The organism is Pseudomonas sp. IT-P395 (assembly GCF_949767675.1).
Taxonomy (GTDB): domain Bacteria; phylum Pseudomonadota; class Gammaproteobacteria; order Pseudomonadales; family Pseudomonadaceae; genus Aquipseudomonas.
Window position 1 is genome coordinate 253,742 of sequence record NZ_CATKPW010000022.1, and the last position, 16,239, is coordinate 269,980.

Here is a 16,239-nt window from a genome sequence, read left to right on the forward strand (position 1 = left end):
GTGCCAGCTCATTGAGCAGCTTGCCGATTGCGCTGATTTTTACCGGCAGATGGATGGCGGACGGCAGGTCCGGTTGCAAGGTCAGATAATGCTCACCGTCGAGATACGCCACCGTGGTGCCGGAGAGGCCCAGACGTACCAGGGTGTCGGTCAGCGATTCGATCAGATAGCGACCGGGGACCACTTGATCACCCTCAATGATCCAGGTCGGTCTTACGACCACGGCCAGCTGCGGGTCGAGATCGAGGTCGGGATACAGCGTCCTGAGCGCCGGGTGCAGCGTTTTCGACGCGACTTCTCGCAGCGAAGGGCCAGTCACCAGTTGGGTCACGACATCGACGGCGCTGGGCGAAGGGATTTCGGGCATGGGCAACTCCTGCTCTGATGGCCGCGCCGAAAGGGCGACGGTTCCGGGCAAGGTAGAGGCGGGCTGCGGCGCGCGTGCGGTACATACATATTGCGGGCGAAAAAAGACCCGCCTGGGCGGGTCCGGTTTTTACGGTTGCGACGGGACTGTGGTTATTGTTCGAAGCCTTCCAGCACGTTCACTGCGTTGATGCCGATTTCCTCTACAGCGTAACCGCCCTCCATGACAAACAATGTCGGTTTGCCGAGTGCGGCGATGCGTTTGCCCATTGCCAGATAATCCGGGCTGTCGAGTTTGAACTGCGAGATCGGGTCATCTTTGAAAGTGTCGACACCCAGCGACACGACAATCACGTCGGCGCCATAACGCTCGATCTCGTTGCAGGCCTGATCCAGCGCCGCACTCCATACCTCCCAGCCAGATCCGGCGGGCAGCGGATAGTTGAAGTTGAAGCCTTCACCGGCGCCTTCGCCACGTTCATCGTCGTAGCCGAGGAAGAACGGGAATTCCGCTTCCGGGTGGCCGTGGATCGAGGTGAACAGCACGTCGCTGCGCGCATAGAAAATCGACTGCGTGCCGTTGCCGTGGTGATAGTCGACATCAAGGATCGCGACTTTTTTGTGACCCTGATCGAGAAAAGCCTGTGCGGCGATGGCGGCATTGTTGAGGTAGCAATAACCGCCCATCAAATCGCTGGCGGCGTGGTGTCCCGGTGGGCGGCACAGGGCGAAGGCACTGCGCGCGCCACACTGGATTTGCGCTTGTGCAGTCAGGGCAACCTGCGCCGCGCTGTAGGCCGCTTGCCATGTACCGGCGGTGATCGGTGCGCCGCCGTCGAAGCTGTAATAACCGAGCTGACCATGCAGGCTGGTGGGTTTGATTGCACGCAGGGTGCGCGCCGGCCAGGTGTAGGGCAGCAGATCACCGTCGGTGTTGAATTCAGTCCAGCGATCCCACGCGCCTTTGAAGAAGTCGAGGTAGTCGCGGCTGTGGATCCGGGCGATCGGCTCCAGACCGAAATCCTTCGGTGCCTCGACCGGGCCGAGGTTCTGGTTCTTGACGCGCTGCAGGACGTGGTCGGCGCGCGACGGCATCTCGAAGCACGGCTTGAGCTGGCCATCGATGAGTTCGCAACGGCCATGGTGCAGGTGATGATCGTCCGAGTAGATCGTCAGCATTTGTTGTTCTCCGCAGGGCTGATTCAGTTGCCCCCAGTGTTGCGGCGCGAGGCGAATCGGAAAACGGCAGGAAAGGCCAAAAGGGGATGGATATGGCCAAAAACACTGACCGAAATTGCCCCTTTAGGATCAAAAGATCGCAGCCTTCGGCAGCTCCTGCGCCGATCCCTTGTAGGAGTTGCCGAAGGCTGCGATCTTTTGATCTTCAGGCCCGGAATTGGCTCGGCGCCACGCCGCTCCAGCGCACAAAGGCATGGCGGAAACTGGCGGTCTCGCTGAACCCGAGCGTTTCGGCAATGCGATAGATCGGCAACTGATCCTCACACAACATCTGCTTGGCCCGCTCGAAACGCAGCTCATCGAGCAGTTCCTGATAGCTGCTGCCCATATCTTTCAAATGCCGGCGCAAGGTGCGTGGCGAACACTTCATCTGCTGCGCCAGACCTTCCAGTCCCGGTGCTGCATTCAGTTGCGCGCTGAGTAACTGTCGAATCCGCCCCAGCCACGCCTGACGCCCGGTGAACTCAAGATTCTGCTTTCGGCAACGTTCGGCCATGGCTTGGTGGGTGATGGCATCCGCCAACGGCAGTGGCTGGTCGAGCCAGTGCCGATCGAAGGCAAACGCGTTGTCCTTCGCCGCGAAGTGCAACGGTGAGTTGAAGTGTTCGGCATAGCTGTCGCGGTAGTCCGGCGCGGCGTGTTCGAAGCGCGTGGCGAGCAAAGGCAGCGGATGCCCGAGCAGGTCATCGCAAATGACTTTCAGCGACACCAGGCAGAACTCGGCGTTGAACACCGCCATCGCCGGGCTCTCGCGATAATCGGCAGCGACGAACCAGACGCGCTCGCCGTCGTCTTCCAGATTCAGTTCGAAAAGTGTTCCCAGCAGCGCCGGATAACGGATCGCCAGGCGCAAAGCGTCACCGAAGGTGGCACAGGTCAGCAGCGCGTAACCGAGGATTCCATAGCAGGACACGTGCATGCGTTGGCCCAGTTCCAGACCGATATCGTGCTTTAACGCGACCGCGTTGGCGCAGACCTGCATCTCCTGATTGGTGGTGATGCGCGTGTCGGCGCGGCTGAGATCCGCCGCACTGATGCCGCTGCCGGCCAGCAATGCATCGCTCGACAGGCCTTCGGCCTTGAAGGTGTTGAGGATCAGCGACACGGCGTTGAGGGTGGTGAGGTGGGAGTGGAGCATAGGATCTTCCAGCCTTGAGATGGCTGGAATGCAGCAAGTTGCATGCCGCAGCAGCCCCTCACCCCAACCCTCTCCCAAAGGTAGAGGGGGCCGATTGGGGGATATTGGCGAGATACGCCGACCTGAAAAAACGCTGCCGAATCCATAATCGACTGTTTTTTTCAGGTCGGCGTATAGCGCAAGACACTAAGGTCAGTTCCCTCTCCCTCCGGGAGAGGGCTAGGGTGAGGGCCGATCCAGAGCCATGCTCAGAGTAGCTCACCACACAGATCCAGTTCGATCAGCCGACGCACTTCTTGAGTTTCAAGGCCTGCACCGAGCAGGCCGTGCAACTTGCCGAACGCGGCCTCGCGAGTCATGCCACCACCGGACAATACGCCGACACCGCGCAAGCGACTGCCAGCCTCGTAAACATCCAGCTCGACGCCACCCTCATGGCACTGCGTCACTGCAACCACCACCACACCGTTATCCCGTGCGCGGCCAAGGCTTGCCAGAAACTCAGGGTTGTCGCTCGGCCCGGTACCGCTGCCGTAGCACTCCAGCACCAGACCTTGAATGCCGCTGTCGAGGAGGCCGTCGAGCACTTCGGCGCTGATGCCCGGGAATAGCGGCAGCACGGCAACTTTGGCCAGCTGTTTCGGCTGGTTGTAATTCAACGACGCTGGAATCGAAGAGGCTTTGACACCGCCGCCCTGACGCTCAAGTCGTTTGAACGGATGACGGCCGAAGCTGCGCACCTTCGCGCAACGGGTTGGCGCCAGCAGTTCACCGTGGAAGTACAGATGCACACCGGGCGCCAGGCCTTGGCCGAGGGCAACCAGTGCGCCACTGAGATTCTCCCAGGCATCGCTGTCAGTAACGCCAGCCGGCAACATTGAACCGGTGAAGCACACACGGGCATTCAGCCCCAGCAGCTGGAAGCTCATCGCTGCCGCGCTGTAGGCCAGCGTGTCGGTGCCGTGCAGGATCAGCACGCTGTCGCAACCTTGCACGTCAACGGCATCGACCACCGCTTCACGCAGTTGCTGCCAGTAGGCCGGGGTCATGTTGGCGCTGTCGATCAGCGGCGACATCTCGCGAAAGCGCCACTGCGGTACGACGAGTTCAGGCTGGCTGTGCAGATAGTCGCGCATCCGCGCTTCGAAACCGGACGCCGGGGCCAGGCCATTGGCGCTGGCCTGCATGCCGATGGTGCCACCGGTGTAGAGCACCATGACGTGTTGGGCGGCGGGGTAGGTCGACGAATTCATGGGGATTCTCCGAAAGGATGAGGTCCTTGTGGGAGCGAGCCTGCTGGCGATGGCGGTTCATCATTCAGCGTTGATGTTGGCTGAAAGACAGCTATCGCGAGCAGGCAAACTCCGACAAGTTATTGCACCACAATAACTGACGGGCGCAGGGGATGCGCCCGTCATTCACCTGTCAGCGTTGCGCTGCAGGCACGCCTTGCGGCTCGGCTTCAGTCTTGCCGACAGCGGCAGACGGATTGGTCGGCCAGGCTTTCAGGTCGAGGTCCAGATCAGCAAATTTGCTCGAGTCGAACACCGGCTGTTTGACGCCGGCGCGGCGTTGCGCATCGTAGTCGCGCATCACACGCATGCCGACCTTGAACAGCATGGCCAGGGCCACGAGGTTGACGAAGGCCAGGCAGGTCATGGTGATGTCGGCGAAGGCGAACACGGTCGACAGGTCCTGCATCGAACCCCATACCACCAGCGCCAGCACCAGGCCACGGAAAATCATCAGCGCGGCGCGGTTGCGGGTGAGGAACTGCAGGCTGTTTTCGCCCAGGTAGTAGTTGTAGAGGATGCAGGTGAAGACGAACAGCGACAGCGCGACGCTGACGAACATGCGACCCCAGTCACCGACCACGGCGGCCAGCGAGTTCTGGGTCAGGACGATGCCGTCACCTTCGAAGCCCGGGGTGTAGAAGCCCGACAGCAGGATCAGCAGTGCAGTACAGGTGCAGATCACGAAAGTGTCGAGGAACACACTGAAGGCCTGAACCACGCCCTGCGCGCCCGGGTGTTTCACCGCAGCCACGGCAGCGACGTTCGGCGCACTGCCCAGGCCCGCTTCGTTGGCGAACACGCCACGCTTCACGCCCATGACGATGGCGCTGCCGAGCAGACCACCAAAGGCCGGATCGAGGCCGAAGGCGCTCTTGAAGATGGTTTCCAGCATGGCTGGTACGTGTTCGATCTGAGTACCGATCACGTACAGGGTCACGCCGATATAGGCGAGGGTCTTGATCGGTACCAGCAGGTCGGACACCGAAGCGATACGCTTGATGCCGCCAATGAAGGTAATGGCCAGCAGCACTGCCAGGACGATACCGGTGTGTTGTGGGTTGAATTCAAAGGCGTTCTGCAGCGAGTGGGTCACGGTGTAGGACTGCAGGCCAATGAAGGCGAAGCCGTAGGTGACCAGCAGCAGGACCGAGAACACTACCGCCATGCCTTTGAGCTTCAAGCCGTGCTGGATGTAGTAGGCCGGGCCACCACGGTACAGACCGTCGCCATCGGCGCGCTTGTAGACCTGGGCCAGGGTGCACTCGAAGAAGCTGCTGGACATGCCGACCAGTGCGGTCACCCACATCCAGAACACCGCACCTGGACCACCGAGTGTCACGGCGATGCCGACACCGGCGATGTTGCCCGCACCAACGCGGCCGGCAAGGCTGAGCATCAGGGCCTGGAACGAGCTGAGTTGCCCGGCGCTGCCCTTGAGGCTGTCGCGGAACACCGCGAACATGTGGAAGAAGTGACGCAATTGAACGAAACGCGAGCGAATCGTGAAGTAGCTACCGAGCCCGACAATGAGCACGATCAGTACTTTCCCTGAGAGGAAGTCGTTAATGACTTCGAGCATGGATTTTTCCTCGCTGTTTTTTGTGTGAGCAAATGCTGGAAGGTCGGAAACATCGCGTTACACCGGTTTGCGCGCGGCACAACAGGTGAGGCGAGGATTTCGTCCCGGATCCATTTCGCGGGTTTGTTATTAGTTCGGGTTTCACATGGGTTATGGCCTCGTTACCGACGACCGCTCATGCGAAGAGGGGCGGCACTATACCGATCAGTGGCGCGCCCGTCTGCACAGTCGTGGTGCAAGCGACGAAACGAGGCTTTGAAACACCCGGCGTTACCGGCGCCGGGCTTGTGCAGGAATTGCTCTTCTGTCAGAGCGAGCAATCCCCAGACATACGGGTCTCAGGGGCAGAAAGTTAAAAAAAAGGGCTTGGGGACTAAATCCCCAAGCCCTCAAAAGGTGAGAGGTGTCTAGTCCCTCGACCTGGTGAGCGGTGCTACAAGTAACGTGTCGGCTCAGGCTTTCAGCGGAACCAGACGCGGAGCAATCATGTTTTCCGGGCGCAGGATGTCGGCGAGCATGGCTTCGTCGAGCAGACCTTCTTCGCGCACCAGTTCCAGCACGCCGCGGCCGCTTTCAAGAGCAAGACCGGCGATACGGGTGGCGTTTTTGTAGCCGATGTACGGGTTCAGAGCGGTAACCAGACCGATCGAGTGCTCGACCAGTTCACGGCAGCGCGCTTCGTTGGCGGTGATGCCGACGATGCAGTGCTCGCGCAGCATGTCCATGGCGCGTTGCAGCAGGCGGATCGAGTCGAAGATCTTGAAAGCGATCAGCGGCTCCATCACGTTAAGTTGCAGTTGGCCGCCTTCGGCTGCCATGGTCAGCGCCAGATCGTTACCAATTACTTGGAACGCCACCTGGTTAACCGCTTCCGGAATAACCGGGTTGACCTTGCCAGGCATGATCGAGCTGCCTGGCTGACGCGCTGGCAGGTTGATTTCGTTGATGCCGGTGCGTGGGCCGCTGGACAGCAGGCGCAGGTCGTTGCAGATCTTCGACAGCTTCACCGCGGTGCGCTTGAGCATGCCGGAGAACAGCACGAAGGCGCCCATGTCGGAAGTCGCTTCGATCAGGTCGGCCGCCGGAACCAGCGGTTGACCGCTGATCAGGGCCAGACGCTGTACCGCCAGCGCTTGATAACGCGGGTCGGCGTTGATGCCGGTACCGATCGCGGTGCCGCCCAGGTTCACTTCAGTCAGCAGTTCCGGGGCCAGCGTCTTCAGACGGGCCAGGTCTTCGCCCATGGTGGTGGCGAAGGCACGGAATTCTTGACCCAAGGTCATCGGCACGGCGTCTTGCAGCTGGGTACGGCCCATTTTCAGGACGTGATCGAATTCCTTGCCCTTGGCGGCGAATGCCTGAATCAGGCTGTCGAGGCTGGCCAGCAGGGTGTCGTGACCGAGCAGCAAGCCCAGGCGGATCGCCGTCGGGTAAGCGTCGTTGGTCGACTGCGCCATGTTCACGTCGTCGTTCGGGTGCAGGTACTGGTACTCGCCTTTCTGGTGACCCATTGCTTCCAGCGCAATGTTGGCGATCACTTCGTTGGCGTTCATGTTGGTGGAGGTACCGGCGCCACCTTGAATCATGTCGACCACGAACTCTTCGTGGTAATCACCGCGGATCAATCGGGCACAGGCTTCGCTGATGGCAGAGTGCTTGGCTTCGCTCAGATGACCCAACTCGCGGTTGGCGTCAGCAGCGGCCTGTTTGACCATTGCCAGGCCGACAACCAGTTTCGGGTAATGCGAAATCGGAACGCCGGAGAGACGGAAGTTATTCACCGCTCGCAGGGTCTGGATGCCGTAATACGCTTGAGCCGGTACTTCGAGGGCGCCAAGCAGGTCGTTTTCTGTGCGGAAAGATGCAGCGGAGGACATGATAGAAATCATCTCGATATGGACCCGGTCTGTGCCGGAACGCTGCGAATGCTAGGCTTGTAGGAAATTTTGGGCCAATGCTGTTCAGCACTGCCCTATGCACATTCGGCATAATGCCCGTGTGACGCCGCGTGCGCGGCAGACGTGTGACCTGTTTTGGTGCGTGTCCGGGAGGACGTGATGAATCTGGAAAGCAAATGGCTCGAGGACTTCAGTGCTCTGGCCGCCACCCGTAGCTTTTCGCAGGCGGCCGAGCGACGCTTCGTGACCCAGCCGGCCTTCAGCCGGCGGATCCGCAGTCTGGAGGCTGCGCTGGGGCTGACCCTGGTCAATCGCTCGCGCACGCCGGTTGAACTGACGGCGGCGGGGCAGTTGTTTCTAGTGACCGCACGCACCGTGGTCGAACAGCTCGGTGAAGTGCTGCGTCATCTGCATCATCTGGAAGGCGGGCAGGGCGAAGTGATGCAGGTCGCGGCGGCGCATTCGCTGGCGCTGGGTTTCTTTCCGCGCTGGATCGCACAACTACGTAATGAAGGTTTGAACATCGCCACGCGCTTGGTCGCCACCAACGTCGGTGACGCGGTGCATGCGTTGCGTGAAGGTGGTTGCGATCTGATGCTGGCGTTCTACGACCCGGACGCGGCGATGCAGATGGACCCGGAGATCTTCCCGTCGCTGCATTTGGGCCAGACCGAGATGTTGCCGGTGTGCGCGGCGGATGCTGATGGCAAGCCGCTGTTCGATCTGGAAGGTGATGCCAGCGTGCCGTTGCTGGCGTACAGCGCCGGAGCGTTTCTCGGGCGCTCGGTGAATGGATTGCTGCGTCAGCGGCAGTTGCGCTTTACCACTATTTACGAAACCGCGATGGCTGACAGTCTGAAGAGCATGGCGTTGGAAGGTCTCGGGATTGCCTGGGTGCCACAGCTGAGCGTGCGCGCGGAATTGGCCCGTGGCGAACTGGTGGTCTGCGGCGGCCCGCAATGGCATGTGCCGCTGGAGATCCGTTTGTACCGCTGCGCTCTAGTGCGCAAAGCCAACGTGCGGCTGCTGTGGCGCAAGCTCGAAGGCGGCGCCGCACAAGGTACGACCGTAACCTGAGGTTGATGAAAAACCCTGTGGGAGCTGGCTTGCCAGCGATGGCGGTGGGTCAGACACCGACTCTGTTTGCTGATGCGACGCCATCGCTGGCAAGCCAGCTCCCACAGGGATCGTGTGATGTCTATGCTCTGACCTTCAGGTCAATAAAACCGGGCCTTTCGCTCATTTGACAGATGGTCGTTTCGGGGGCTGTTTATTGCTTTCTTTGCGGTATACTGCGCGGCCTTCGGCCGGCACGTCCGGCCATTTTTCGTACAATCAAGCCACGCAACCTGCGTGGCTTGTTGTTTTATGACGCGCCTGCGGGCGCTCCAGAGAGAAGAGGCGCGACGATGAGTGCACTGGTTGGCGTGATCATGGGCTCCAAGTCCGATTGGTCCACCCTTAGCCACACCGCCGATATGCTGGAAAAGCTCGGCATCCCGTACGAGGTCAAAGTGGTCTCTGCCCACCGCACCCCGGATCTGCTGTTCCAGTACGCCGAAGAGGCTGAAAGCCGCGGCATCGAGGTGATTATCGCCGGTGCCGGTGGCGCAGCCCACTTGCCAGGCATGTGTGCGGCCAAGACCCACCTGCCGGTGCTGGGGGTGCCAGTGCAGTCGGCCATGCTCTCGGGCGTCGACTCGCTGCTGTCGATCGTGCAGATGCCAGCGGGCATTCCGGTCGCCACCCTGGCCATCGGCAAGGCCGGCGCGATCAACGCAGCCCTGCTCTCGGCGAGCATCCTCGGCGCCAAGCATCCGCAGTTCCACGCGGTACTGAAAACCTTCCGTGCCGAGCAGACAGACAGCGTCCTGGACAATCCAGACCCACGTATTGCCTGAGGTTGTTGAGATGAAGATCGGTGTAATCGGTGGCGGCCAGTTGGGTCGCATGTTGGCCTTGGCGGGCACTCCGCTGGGCATGAACTTCGCTTTTCTCGACCCTGCGCCGGACGCTTGTGCGGCCGCTTTGGGCGAACACCTGCGGGCCGATTACGGCGATCAGGATCATCTGCGCCAACTGGCCGATGAAGTCGATCTGGTGACCTTCGAGTTCGAAAGTGTCCCGGCCGAAACCGTGGCATTCCTCTCGCAATTCGTCCCGGTCTACCCGAGCGCCGAAGCCCTGCGCATCGCTCGCGATCGCTGGTTCGAAAAGAGCATGTTCAAGGACCTGGGCATCCCGACTCCGGCCTTCGCTGACATTCAGTCGCAAGCCGATCTGGACGCTGCGGTGGCTTCGATCGGCCTGCCGGCCGTACTGAAAACCCGCACCCTGGGTTACGACGGCAAGGGCCAGAAAGTTCTGCGCAAACCGGAAGACGTGGTCGGCACCTTTGCCGAGCTGGGCAGCGTGTCCTGCCTGCTGGAAGGCTTCGTGCCGTTCACCGGTGAAGTCTCGCTGATCGCCGTACGTGCTCGCGATGGTGAAACCAGGTTCTATCCGCTGGTGCACAACACCCACGACAGCGGCATCCTCAAGTTGTCGGTTGCCAGTACCGATCACCCGTTGCAGGCGCTGGCCGAAGACTACTCGAGCCGTGTGCTCAAGCAACTCGACTACGTCGGCGTCATGGCGTTCGAGTTCTTTGAAGTCGACGGTGGCCTGAAAGCCAACGAAATCGCCCCGCGCGTGCACAACTCCGGGCACTGGACCACCGAAGGCGCCGAGTGCAGCCAGTTCGAAAACCACCTGCGCGCCGTTGCCGGCCTGCCGCTGGGTTCGACCGCCAAGGTTGGCGAGAGCGCGATGCTCAACTTCATCGGTGTGGTTCCGCCGGTTGAGAAAGTCATCGCCATCGAAGACTGCCATCTGCATCACTACGGCAAGGCCTTCAAGGCCGGGCGCAAGGTCGGCCACGCCAACCTGCGCTGCGCCGACATGGCCACGCTGCAAGCGCAGATCGTCAAGGTCGAAGCGCTGATCGCCGAGTAAAACAGTTTCATGTGGCAGCGGCGGAACCATTCAGGGGCCGCCGTTCTCTCATGGCAGGATGCCAAAGTCTGTCTAGGCTTTGGCATATCTACCAAATCAGAGGGAAATGCCATGGGAATTATCGGAACCATCTTTATCGGCTTGATCGTCGGCCTGCTGGCGCGGTTCCTGAAACCGGGCGATGACAGCATGGGCTGGATCATGACCATCCTGCTCGGTATCGGCGGTTCGCTGGCAGCCACTTACGGCGGCCAGGCTCTGGGCATCTATCACGCGGGCGAGGGCGCAGGTTTCATCGGCGCACTGGTTGGCGCAATCGTGTTGCTGGTGATCTACGGCCTGATCAAAAAGAACTGATCCAAAGCGACAAAGCCCTCTCTGCCAAAGTGGCCGGGAGGGCTAGAATGCTCGGCGATTCACTGTTCCTTCCTTTCTATACCGAGCACCTTCATGCGCCGTCTTCTGTTGACTCTCCTCTTCCTGGGCAGCGGTTTGGCCCACGCCGGCGAACTGCCGGAAACCGATTGGCTCGAACTGATGCCCAAGTCGGATCAAAAGGCCCTCGAGGCCATGCCTGAAATCGACCACAACTCCCCGGAAGCCACCGGCACCTTCACCGAGAAGGGCGGGATGAAGCAGGCCAAAGGTCTGCCGGCGGTGATGTATTCGACCAAAACCGTGGCGTCGATGAACGACAAGCACATTCGCATCGGTGGTTATCCGGTGCCGCTGGAGTCCGACGCCAAGGGTCGCAGCACGCTGTTCTTCCTCGTGCCGTATCCGGGCGCTTGCATCCACGTGCCGCCACCGCCACCGAATCAACTGGTGCTGGTGCGTTATCCGAAAGGTTTGAAGCTGGACGATATCTACACGCCGTTGTGGGTGACCGGCACGCTGAAGGTTGAAAAGGTCAGCAATGACCTGGCTGACGCAGCGTATGCGTTGGAAGCGGACAAAGTGCGGGTGGTGCAGGAGTCTGATCTCTGAAGCAAAAGATCGCAGCCTGCGGCAGCTCCTCCAAGGATATGCATTCCAATGTAGGAGCTGCCGAAGGCTGCGATCTTTTGATCTTAAAGCGGTTTGCTGGCGACACTGACGCCCATGGTATGGCTCGCACCCGGTGCCAGATCCACAACGTCATCCATCACATTAGCCGTCTCGATGCACAGCATGCGCTGCCAGCCATCGTTATCCATGTCAGCAAGCGCCGCCGCGCGATCGATCCACGGGTTCCAGATCACTGCTGTGCGCGAGCCGGTGGCGGTCAGCACAATGCGCCGCTCCCAGGTCGGGTCGACGATGCTCAGCTGTGGCGGCGCATTGAGATAGATACGGTCGGTCTCACCGGCAAACTGCAGGTCACCTTGCTGGCTGTTGGTTTTCCAGTCATCCAGCGTCTCGATGTAATTCAAGCCATCGACACCGTCGACATGCACATTGCGCACGTCACTCACTGCGAAATACGTGTGCAGCGCCTGACTCAGGCTGACGGTGTCACTGCCACGGTTATGGCTGGTCAGGCTGAAGCTCAATTGGTCGGACAAATGCAGGGTCAGGCTCAGATCAACCTGATGCGGCCAGCCCGGCAGGCCACCTTCGGGGTAAGGCAGCTTGAATTCGACCTTGACGCCGTCAGCCTCTGATTCGATGCCGCCCAGCTCCCAATCCATCGCCCGCACCAGACCGTGCGCGGGTGCCGGTTGCTCACCGGTGTACATGGCCTGCACGCTCTGCGGGTTGCGTTCGAACTTGCCGAACCACGGCCAGCACACCGGCACGCCGGCGCGAATGCTTTTGCCTGTCTTGAACTCGGCCTTGTCGTTGAGCCAGATGATCGGCGGCTGGCCATCGATCTGATAACTGAGGATGTGCGCGCCTTGCTGGGTCACCAGCACTTCGGCCTGACCGTGGCGGATGCGCCAGCAGTTCAGTTCATTCAGTTTCACCGCTTCAACGTTGGGCGTGTTCATGGGACAGCTCTCGATCAGACACTTGGGACGGTTATCGACCGCAAAACGGCCGCGAGGTTTAACGCGCGCGCGGTGGAACCGAGCGGGTGCGACCGCTGCCGTCGATAGCGACGAAGACGAATACGGCTTCGGTGACTTTACGCCACTCGCTGGACAGCGGGTCGTCGCTCCACACTTCGACCATCATCTGGATCGAGCTGCGGCCGATCTCCAGGGTCTGGGTATAAAAGGACAATTGCGCACCCACTGCCACTGGCACGAGAAACGCCATGCGATCAATGGCTACGGTCGCTACACGACCACCTGCCACGCGGCTGGCCATTGCGGTGCCGGCCAAATCCATCTGCGCTACCAGCCAACCGCCGAAAATATCGCCAAAGCCGTTGGTTTCGCGTGGAAGTGCGGTGATTTGCAGGGCCAGGTCGCCTTGCGGGATCGGATCTTCTTGTTCGAGCTCTATCATGCCGTGGGGCCTCTGACCCGTGACTCTTCGTGGGTATTGCTGGTGGTAGCCGTCTTCAAGAAAAACGATTCAACACCGAACACACTGCGTTCGTCACGTTTTCCATCAGGCGCCTAAAGGGAAACTCTGCGAAAAAGGCTAAATCCCGAGCAAAGGACGGGCCAACAACGTTTTCGCACAGTAACCTCTTACAAATCCTGCGCAGGTGGCGAGTATATCGGTCGGTAGACTCCGCGACGACCATCCGGTTCTGATTTTGACCGTCAATTACGCGCCTCTATGTGCTTTTTCGAACAATTTGCTATGGTGCCGAACCTGCCCGAGCCACTGCCAGCGTTGTTGTGGCGGCAGATCCGACTATAAGAGAAGCCCTTGCCATGACCACAGCGCCTTCGAGCCTCGCGCAGCCCGAGCAACCCGCACGACCATTGACCCGCAATGACTACAAGACTCTGTCGCTGTCCGCTCTCGGCGGCGCGCTGGAATTCTACGACTTCATCATCTTCGTCTTCTTCGCCACCGTGGTCGGCAAGCTGTTCTTCCCGGCCGATATGCCCGAGTGGCTGCGCCTGATGCAGACCTTCGGCATCTTCGCCGCCGGCTACCTCGCGCGGCCGCTGGGCGGCATCGTCATGGCGCACTTCGGCGACCTGCTGGGGCGCAAGAAGATGTTCACCCTGAGCATTTTCATGATGGCCGTGCCGACCTTGATCATGGGTCTGCTGCCAACGTATGCGCAGATCGGCATGTGGGCGCCGATCCTGCTTCTATTGATGCGGGTGATTCAGGGCGCGGCGATTGGCGGTGAAGTGCCGGGGGCATGGGTCTTCGTTTCCGAACACGTACCGCAAAAGCACATGGGTTACGCCTGCGGCACGCTCACCAGCGGCCTGACCGCCGGTATTCTGCTCGGTTCGCTGGTCGCCACCGCGATCAACAGCATCTATACGCCTGCCGAGGTGTCCGATTACGCCTGGCGAATCCCGTTCCTGCTCGGCGGTGTGTTCGGCCTGTTCTCGGTCTACCTGCGCCGCTGGCTGCACGAGACCCCAGTGTTCGCCGAGCTGCAACTGCGCAAAGCCTTGGCTGAAGAAGTGCCGCTGCGCGCGGTGCTGCGTGACCATCGCGGCGCGATTGCAATCTCGATGCTGCTGACCTGGTTGCTCTCCGCTGGCATCGTCGTGGTCATTCTGATGACGCCGACCGTGCTGCAAACGGTCTATCACTTCACGCCGACAGAGTCGCTGCAGTCGAACAGTCTGGCGATCGTGTTCCTGAGCATCGGCTGCATCATTTCCGGCGCACTGGCGGATCGCTTTGGCGCAGGCCGGGTGTTCGTATTTGGTTGCCTGGGTCTGCTGATCAGCTCCTGGACCTTCTATCACAGCCTCGCCGATCACCCGAACTGGCTGTTCCCGCTCTATGCGCTGACCGGTTTTCTGGTCGGCACCATTGGTGCGGTGCCGTACGTGATGGTCAAAGCGTTCCCGCCGGTGGTGCGCTTCAGCGGGTTGTCGTTCTCGTATAACGTGGCTTACGCGATCTTTGGTGGCCTGACGCCGATGGTGGTGAGTCTGCTGTTGAAAGAAAGCGCGATGGGGCCTGCCTACTATGTGGCGGTGCTGTGTGCGATGGGGATTCTGGTCGGGGCGTGGCTGTGGAAGAAGGGGCGCTGATCCCAAGATTCTGCTTCTAGGGCTCTCGCCAGCGTGAGAGCCTTGATTCACATTCTCCTGTCGGGAGTCGAGCGCCATGCTCAAGCATGTGGGCCAAGGCGTTTGCGGCATCCGACTTTTCAATTACTTGATGCTCAACCATCAGATCAAGTAACCAAAGAGCGCCGTGCACCTCCAGTCCATCTCGTTGTGCCTGGCGCCTTAACTTGCCATCTCCGGTCAGCAACGGACGTCCTGTTTCCTGTGCGAGCAGGTAACAAGACACGTCTGCCAGTGAGCTGTTGTTGTGTTCGACTTTCAGCTCAAAGAGTCTGATCACGCCAGATTCATCGAACGATTCGACACTCAGCCCTCGATCAAGCAGTTCCTGGTGGGGAAAGTCGGCAAGTTCATGCATGACAAAGTCGGTGCAGCAAAGTGTGAATGGCAATCGAAACATCTGCTCCAGTAATCCGGCGTTTCTGAAATCAATCCAGATATTCGTATCACTGATGAAGATCAAACTCATGCATTCTCCAGTGAACCCAGGAAATTGGGGTCCAGTGCGCTAACTGGTTTGCGCAGGAGTTCGGCAGCCCGAGACTTGGTGATCAGCCCTTCTGCCAACGCCCAGAATGCTAGCGACTCAAATCTTTGCGGCGGTTTGCAAGGTAGCGGCTCAGGTTCTGATTTGCGCCAGCCGTTGGCGCTGAATTGGATAGTGAGGGATTTATAGCCACTTTCGCTAAGAAGCTTCAGATCTTTCAGGCGTCTCAACGCGGCATGCATTGAGATCCCGTATTGACGCTTTGCAATCAGCAGTTCTCGTGGATGAACTCTGGAGCGAGGATGGCTACCGAAGTCACCGGTGACACTTTTCGCCGGGTAGAGAAACGCGCCGGCGAATCGATGGCAGCAATTTTCCTTGTCCCTCTCCGGCATATCCTCGGGTAATGCCATGACCCAGTGGCCGAGTTCATGCGCGGCAGTGAACCTGATTCGTTCGCCTGGGCGATCGGCATTCAGTGCAATCAACACGTGCTCGCCGTTACCGGTGGCGGCGCAGGCCCCGTCGAAATCGTCCGGGCCGTTTAGCATGGCGACCTTTATGCTGTGCTCCTCCAACTGTTCGGTGAGATTGGCTATAGGGTCGCTACCAATTCCCCAGAACTGACGAAGTTGCTCTGCTGCGCGTTCGGCGTCCTCAAGGCAGGAAACGGGGATCATTTGTGCCGGAGTAGCTGGGGTATGTATGTCGGCAGGATCGAAACACTCCTCAAGCGCGATGTAACGCTCAAGGTGTTCCCGAATTTTCTCTTCCACCTGTGCCTGGCGATATTTAGGCATTCGGGCCAGTTTTCGAAACTCCAGAGGCGCCAGCGCAATTGCTTCCACGCGGAAGAAATACTCAGGGCTGACCTGAAGCGCTCTGGCCAGTTGCAGCAGACGAGTTGAGTTAGGGGTACTCAACCCTTTCTCATATTTGCTCAAGGCTTGCTTGGTTATGTCGCCAAGCTCCATCGCCAAAGCCTCAAGGCTGAGGCCTTTTTGCAGACGTGCGCGGCGAATTCGATCGTTTATCATGGGGCCCTCTCGTGGTTGACAAGACTATATTTAGAAGATGATTTGTCAACCTGCAAAG

Annotated in this window: 16 protein-coding genes; 7 read left to right on the plus strand and 9 right to left on the minus strand. The window is 59.8% G+C overall.

Annotation, left to right across the window (positions count from 1 at the left end; genetic code table 11):
- The first annotated feature begins 88 nt into the window (after positions 1 to 88).
- On the plus strand, positions 89 to 385 hold the full coding sequence (locus tag ACM6IN_RS16375; protein ID WP_414916373.1) for a hypothetical protein: 297 nt from the start codon (positions 89 to 91) through the stop codon (positions 383 to 385).
- Positions 386 to 519: 134 nt separating this feature from the next.
- Here the strand turns inward: ACM6IN_RS16375 and ACM6IN_RS16380 are convergent, their stop codons facing one another.
- The 5 genes from ACM6IN_RS16380 to aspA form a co-directional block, all read right to left on the minus strand.
- Positions 520 to 1,545, minus strand: a complete 1,026-nt coding sequence (locus ACM6IN_RS16380) for a histone deacetylase family protein (RefSeq protein WP_414916374.1) — start codon at positions 1,543 to 1,545, stop codon at positions 520 to 522.
- A 205-nt stretch (positions 1,546 to 1,750) separates the two neighbouring features.
- On the minus strand, positions 1,751 to 2,743 hold the full coding sequence (locus tag ACM6IN_RS16385; RefSeq protein ID WP_414916375.1) for an AraC family transcriptional regulator: 993 nt from the start codon (positions 2,741 to 2,743) through the stop codon (positions 1,751 to 1,753).
- 248 nt (positions 2,744 to 2,991) lie between these two features.
- Positions 2,992 to 3,996, minus strand: coding sequence for an asparaginase (locus ACM6IN_RS16390; RefSeq protein ID WP_414916376.1), 1,005 nt, complete (start codon positions 3,994 to 3,996; stop codon positions 2,992 to 2,994).
- A 172-nt stretch (positions 3,997 to 4,168) separates the two neighbouring features.
- Positions 4,169 to 5,617: an alanine/glycine:cation symporter family protein gene (locus tag ACM6IN_RS16395; RefSeq protein WP_007912101.1), complete on the minus strand. Its 1,449-nt coding sequence runs from the start codon at positions 5,615 to 5,617 to the stop codon at positions 4,169 to 4,171.
- Between the two features lie 452 nt (positions 5,618 to 6,069).
- The gene (gene aspA / locus ACM6IN_RS16400; RefSeq protein ID WP_414916377.1) at positions 6,070 to 7,494 is read right to left on the minus strand and encodes an aspartate ammonia-lyase; all 1,425 of its coding nucleotides are present in this window, start codon (positions 7,492 to 7,494) and stop codon (positions 6,070 to 6,072) included.
- Between the two features lie 180 nt (positions 7,495 to 7,674).
- On the opposite strand from aspA, the gene ACM6IN_RS16405 reads away from it, so the two are divergent.
- The 5 genes from ACM6IN_RS16405 (at position 7,675) to ACM6IN_RS16425 (ending at position 11,496) form a co-directional block, all read left to right on the plus strand.
- Positions 7,675 to 8,592, plus strand: a complete 918-nt coding sequence (locus ACM6IN_RS16405; RefSeq protein WP_123376075.1) for a LysR substrate-binding domain-containing protein — start codon at positions 7,675 to 7,677, stop codon at positions 8,590 to 8,592.
- 332 nt (positions 8,593 to 8,924) lie between these two features.
- The gene (gene purE, locus ACM6IN_RS16410) at positions 8,925 to 9,416 is read left to right on the plus strand and encodes a 5-(carboxyamino)imidazole ribonucleotide mutase (RefSeq protein WP_007920220.1); all 492 of its coding nucleotides are present in this window, start codon (positions 8,925 to 8,927) and stop codon (positions 9,414 to 9,416) included.
- A 10-nt stretch (positions 9,417 to 9,426) separates the two neighbouring features.
- The gene (locus tag ACM6IN_RS16415) at positions 9,427 to 10,509 is read left to right on the plus strand and encodes a 5-(carboxyamino)imidazole ribonucleotide synthase (protein WP_158958421.1); all 1,083 of its coding nucleotides are present in this window, start codon (positions 9,427 to 9,429) and stop codon (positions 10,507 to 10,509) included.
- A 111-nt stretch (positions 10,510 to 10,620) separates the two neighbouring features.
- On the plus strand, positions 10,621 to 10,866 hold the full coding sequence (locus tag ACM6IN_RS16420) for a GlsB/YeaQ/YmgE family stress response membrane protein (protein WP_007920223.1): 246 nt from the start codon (positions 10,621 to 10,623) through the stop codon (positions 10,864 to 10,866).
- Positions 10,867 to 10,959: 93 nt separating this feature from the next.
- Positions 10,960 to 11,496, plus strand: coding sequence for a DUF3299 domain-containing protein (locus tag ACM6IN_RS16425; RefSeq protein WP_007920225.1), 537 nt, complete (start codon positions 10,960 to 10,962; stop codon positions 11,494 to 11,496).
- Between the two features lie 83 nt (positions 11,497 to 11,579).
- Here the strand turns inward: ACM6IN_RS16425 and ACM6IN_RS16430 are convergent, their stop codons facing one another.
- Both ACM6IN_RS16430 and ACM6IN_RS16435 read right to left on the minus strand, forming a co-directional pair.
- On the minus strand, positions 11,580 to 12,479 hold the full coding sequence (locus ACM6IN_RS16430; protein WP_414916378.1) for a D-hexose-6-phosphate mutarotase: 900 nt from the start codon (positions 12,477 to 12,479) through the stop codon (positions 11,580 to 11,582).
- Between the two features lie 58 nt (positions 12,480 to 12,537).
- The gene (locus ACM6IN_RS16435; protein ID WP_003229628.1) at positions 12,538 to 12,942 is read right to left on the minus strand and encodes an acyl-CoA thioesterase; all 405 of its coding nucleotides are present in this window, start codon (positions 12,940 to 12,942) and stop codon (positions 12,538 to 12,540) included.
- A gap of 377 nt (positions 12,943 to 13,319) precedes the next feature.
- On the opposite strand from ACM6IN_RS16435, the gene ACM6IN_RS16440 reads away from it, so the two are divergent.
- Positions 13,320 to 14,618: an MFS transporter gene (locus ACM6IN_RS16440; protein WP_007920239.1), complete on the plus strand. Its 1,299-nt coding sequence runs from the start codon at positions 13,320 to 13,322 to the stop codon at positions 14,616 to 14,618.
- A 16-nt stretch (positions 14,619 to 14,634) separates the two neighbouring features.
- On the opposite strand, the gene ACM6IN_RS16445 is transcribed toward ACM6IN_RS16440, so the two are convergent.
- On the minus strand, positions 14,635 to 15,126 hold the full coding sequence (locus ACM6IN_RS16445; protein ID WP_007920241.1) for a type II toxin-antitoxin system VapC family toxin: 492 nt from the start codon (positions 15,124 to 15,126) through the stop codon (positions 14,635 to 14,637).
- Positions 15,123 to 16,181: a helix-turn-helix domain-containing protein gene (locus ACM6IN_RS16450; protein WP_007920245.1), complete on the minus strand. Its 1,059-nt coding sequence runs from the start codon at positions 16,179 to 16,181 to the stop codon at positions 15,123 to 15,125. The genes ACM6IN_RS16445 and ACM6IN_RS16450 overlap by 4 nt, the downstream gene beginning before the upstream one ends.
- Positions 16,182 to 16,239 lie beyond the last annotated feature (58 nt).

What these genes read in the sequence shown, in the direction of transcription:
- ACM6IN_RS16375 (WP_414916373.1), top strand. Translation starts at nt 89, where the DNA reads ATGCTCACCGTCGAGATACGCCACCGTGGTGCCGGAGAGGCCCAGACG.
- ACM6IN_RS16380 (WP_414916374.1), bottom strand. Translation starts at nt 1,545, where the DNA reads ATGCTGACGATCTACTCGGACGATCATCACCTGCACCATGGCCGTTGC.
- ACM6IN_RS16385 (WP_414916375.1), bottom strand. Translation starts at nt 2,743, where the DNA reads ATGCTCCACTCCCACCTCACCACCCTCAACGCCGTGTCGCTGATCCTC.
- ACM6IN_RS16390 (WP_414916376.1), bottom strand. Translation starts at nt 3,996, where the DNA reads ATGAATTCGTCGACCTACCCCGCCGCCCAACACGTCATGGTGCTCTAC.
- ACM6IN_RS16395 (WP_007912101.1), bottom strand. Translation starts at nt 5,617, where the DNA reads ATGCTCGAAGTCATTAACGACTTCCTCTCAGGGAAAGTACTGATCGTG.
- aspA (WP_414916377.1), bottom strand. Translation starts at nt 7,494, where the DNA reads ATGTCCTCCGCTGCATCTTTCCGCACAGAAAACGACCTGCTTGGCGCC.
- ACM6IN_RS16405 (WP_123376075.1), top strand. Translation starts at nt 7,675, where the DNA reads ATGAATCTGGAAAGCAAATGGCTCGAGGACTTCAGTGCTCTGGCCGCC.
- purE (WP_007920220.1), top strand. Translation starts at nt 8,925, where the DNA reads ATGAGTGCACTGGTTGGCGTGATCATGGGCTCCAAGTCCGATTGGTCC.
- ACM6IN_RS16415 (WP_158958421.1), top strand. Translation starts at nt 9,427, where the DNA reads ATGAAGATCGGTGTAATCGGTGGCGGCCAGTTGGGTCGCATGTTGGCC.
- ACM6IN_RS16420 (WP_007920223.1), top strand. Translation starts at nt 10,621, where the DNA reads ATGGGAATTATCGGAACCATCTTTATCGGCTTGATCGTCGGCCTGCTG.
- ACM6IN_RS16425 (WP_007920225.1), top strand. Translation starts at nt 10,960, where the DNA reads ATGCGCCGTCTTCTGTTGACTCTCCTCTTCCTGGGCAGCGGTTTGGCC.
- ACM6IN_RS16430 (WP_414916378.1), bottom strand. Translation starts at nt 12,479, where the DNA reads ATGAACACGCCCAACGTTGAAGCGGTGAAACTGAATGAACTGAACTGC.
- ACM6IN_RS16435 (WP_003229628.1), bottom strand. Translation starts at nt 12,942, where the DNA reads ATGATAGAGCTCGAACAAGAAGATCCGATCCCGCAAGGCGACCTGGCC.
- ACM6IN_RS16440 (WP_007920239.1), top strand. Translation starts at nt 13,320, where the DNA reads ATGACCACAGCGCCTTCGAGCCTCGCGCAGCCCGAGCAACCCGCACGA.
- ACM6IN_RS16445 (WP_007920241.1), bottom strand. Translation starts at nt 15,126, where the DNA reads ATGAGTTTGATCTTCATCAGTGATACGAATATCTGGATTGATTTCAGA.
- ACM6IN_RS16450 (WP_007920245.1), bottom strand. Translation starts at nt 16,181, where the DNA reads ATGATAAACGATCGAATTCGCCGCGCACGTCTGCAAAAAGGCCTCAGC.